The following is a 314-nucleotide window of genomic DNA, read 5'->3' as shown; positions in this document are numbered from 1 at the left end:
CTGATGGAGATAACCCGGCCGAGTGATTCAGCCGTTTCTTTAAAGCCGGGTGTGCCGAGGTGCTTCTCAAGCACTCTTGCCTTATGAACGGCTGCATACGGCTCAAGCTCTGTGCTGTCCAGAACGGCATCAATAACGTCATGACGGATGTCTTCAGCGTTTAAGACGTATTTCAGACGCTGTGTAAAGAAATCAAGGAGCTCGTTCTCTTTTTTTGTTTCTGTCAACGACAGCAGTTCTTTAAAAGAAATGCCCCAGTTGCGGTCGATTAGAATGGAAACAATGCCGCTTGCCTGACGGCGCAATCCGTACGG

At 49.0% G+C, this 314-nt stretch carries 1 protein-coding gene; it reads right to left on the bottom strand.

The window, feature by feature from the left end; translation table 11 throughout:
- Positions 1-314, bottom strand: a 314-nt coding sequence (locus SB658_RS22890) for a glycine--tRNA ligase subunit beta (protein WP_410602541.1), incomplete at both ends; no start/stop codon positions are given.

Origin of the sequence: Bacillus sp. SIMBA_008 (assembly GCF_046535495.1) — a bacterium.
GTDB lineage: Bacteria > Bacillota > Bacilli > Bacillales > Bacillaceae > Bacillus > Bacillus subtilis.
The sequence above is the reverse complement of the archived record's forward strand: the minus strand, read 5'-3'. Positions and strand labels throughout refer to the sequence as shown.